The organism is Oribacterium sp. (assembly GCF_057249185.1).
Genome location: NZ_DBHIGR010000210.1, coordinates 1 through 2,824, shown reverse-complemented (window position 1 = coordinate 2,824; position 2,824 = coordinate 1). Strand labels below are relative to the sequence as shown.

At 45.8% G+C, this 2,824-nt stretch carries 2 protein-coding genes; both read left to right on the top strand.

All coding sequences use genetic code 11. The features are described 5' to 3' along the window. Positions 1 to 51: 51 nt before the first annotated feature. A complete protein-coding gene (locus ACO4PX_RS09505; RefSeq protein WP_040649687.1) occupies positions 52 to 279 on the top strand; it encodes a FeoA family protein in 228 nt (75 codons plus the stop codon). A gap of 10 nt (positions 280 to 289) precedes the next feature. Further along, positions 290 to 2,500 (top strand): ferrous iron transport protein B, encoded by a 2,211-nt coding sequence (gene feoB, locus ACO4PX_RS09500; protein WP_485572433.1) that lies wholly within the window; start codon positions 290 to 292, stop codon positions 2,498 to 2,500. Positions 2,501 to 2,824: the final 324 nt, after the last annotated feature.

Here is a 2,824-nt window from a genome sequence, read left to right as displayed (position 1 = left end):
AAGAGAAGTAATTTTAGAGAGTATTACTAGCGAGAGAAGGTGGAGGACAAGATGACACTGAAAGATTTAAAACCGGGACAGAGTGCTGTCGTAAAGAAACTATCAGGCGAGGGCGCTGTAAAGAGAAGAATTATGGACATGGGCCTAACCAAGGGAGCGGAGCTTTTTGTTCGTAAGGTGGCGCCATTGGGAGATCCTTTGGAGCTTACAGTACGGGGATATGAATTATCCGTTCGTAAAGCAGATGCCGAGATGATTGAAGTAGAATTAAAGAACTAGGAGGAGAGACATGGCCATTACCATCGCGCTTGCCGGAAACCCGAATGCCGGCAAAACCACATTGTTTAACCAGCTCACCGGTTCCAACCAGTATGTAGGAAACTGGCCCGGTGTAACTGTGGAAAAGAAAGAAGGAAAGCTTAAGGGACACAAGGATGTGGTCATCGCAGACCTTCCCGGAATTTATTCTCTTTCTCCTTATACCCTGGAGGAAGTGGTAGCGAGAAATTATTTGATCAATAACCGCCCGGATGCTATCTTAAACATCGTGGACGGAACCAACTTAGAGAGAAACCTTTACCTTTCTACTCAGTTGAAGGAATTGGGCATCCCCGTTGTTATGGCCATCAACATGATGGACGTAGTAGAGAAGAATGGAGATGTGCTGAATCTGGAAGAGCTTGGAAAGGCTATGGGCTGTAAGGTAGTCAGCATTTCCGCTTTAAGAAACAAGGGTGTGGCGGAGGCCTCTGCCTTAGCCGTTGCAGAAGCTAATGCGAAGAACGGTGCTATCGTACAGCACAGGTTCTCTGAACAGGTGGAAGGAGCAATCAACTCCATTGAGAATCTTTTGGAGGGCAATGTACCGGAGAGCCAGAAGCGTTTCTTCGCCATCAAGCTTTTCGAAAGAGATGATAAGATTCGTAATGAAATGCCGGAGAAGGCGAAGAACTTGGATGTGGAGAGCATCATTGCCGCTGTAGAGAAGGCGGAGGACGATGATTCCGAGAGTATCATCACCAATGAGCGATACAACTATATTCAGAGCATTATCGATGCGGCTTATGTAAAGAGAGCCCAGAAGGGACTTACTGTTTCCGATAAGATTGACGCCATCGTAACCAACCGTTTTCTGGCAATCCCCATCTTCGCCGCAGCGATGTTCCTGGTGTACTACATTTCTATTTCTACCATTGGAACTGCAATGACCGACTGGGTAAATGACGTTTTGTTCGGCTCCGATCCATGGTCTTTCTTCGGTCTGGTGGACGTTCCATCTATTCCGGGCATTGCTACCTCTGCACTGGAAGCTATGAATGTAAGTGAGGCCATTCAGGGACTTGTAATCGATGGAATCATTGCCGGTATGGGTGCGGTAATCGGATTCTTACCCCAGATGCTGACCTTCTTCCTCTTCCTTGCTTTCCTGGAGGGATGCGGATACATGGCCAGAGTTGCCTTCATCATGGATAGAATTTTCCGTAAGTTCGGTCTTTCCGGAAAGTCCTTCATCCCCATGTTGATCGGTACCGGTTGCGGTGTTCCCGGTGTTATGGGATCCCGTACCGTAGAGAATGATAGAGATCGTCGTATGACCATTATGACCACTACCTTCATTCCTTGTTCCGCAAAGCTTCCCATTATTGCTCTTTTAGCAGGTGCAATGTTTGACAACTCTGCTTGGGTAGGCTGGAGTGCATATTTCTTAGGAATCTGTGCTATCGTATTCTCCGGAATCGTATTAAAGAAGACCAAGATGTTTGCCGGAAAGCCGGCACCATTCGTTATGGAGCTTCCTGCATACCACATGCCAAGACCGATTGATATTTTAAAGAGTGTAGGAGAAAGAGGAATGTCCTTCGTTAAGAAGGCGGGAACCGTTATCCTTCTGGCAACCATTCTGGTATGGTTCTTATCCCGTTTTAACTTTAGCTTACAGTATCTTCCTGAGGAAGATATGGATACTTCTATCCTGGCAGCTTTTGGTAATGCCTTGGCTTGGCTTTTTGCTCCTCTCGGATGGGGAAAGTGGAAGGCTGTTGTGGCAGCTCTTACCGGACTTATCGCGAAGGAGAACGTAGTAGGAACCTTCGGTACCCTCTTCCACTATGCGGGAAGCGTAGATTTAAAAGATGACAGTACGGCAATCTGGCCACAGGTTAAGGAATACTTTGCCAGCGGCGTAGCAGGCTACAGCTTCCTTGCTTTCAACCTTCTCTGCGCACCTTGCTTTGCAGCTATCGGTGCTATCAAGAGAGAGATGAACAACGGTAGATGGACCATCTTCGCTATTGCTTGGGAGTGCTTCCTGGCTTACTGTGTATCTCTGGTTATTTATCAGGTAGGCGGTTTAGTAACCGGTGAGGTTGCCTTTAACCCATTCACCATCGTTGCCTTTATCCTGATTCTTGCAGGACTTTGGGGCTTGTTCAGACCTTACAAGGAAGCGGCAACTCTTTCCGATTCCGAAGAGCTGGCAGTCGAGAAGGCTATGGCATAAAGACTTTTATGAATGTGTTCCGGAAAACGGAAAGAGCTTGAAAAGGAGCTCCTGCCTCGCAGGGCTCTTTTTCATTTCTAATTCTTAGAAAATGACAAAGGCAAAGCCGGAGATATTTTGTTGCGCATTGAGCCGGTTTTTACTGTCATTTTCGATAGATAGGGAAAAAAGATAGCCGAAAAAAGATATTCTAAAAGCCAAGTTTTTTTGAAGAAATCCTAAAGAATATTAATTTTTAGAATAAACCTTTGGAAAATGACGGTTTTGCTATAATATAGTAAATAAGTTCGTTATGCGAACGGTCTTATTCAGTAGAGCTTTATA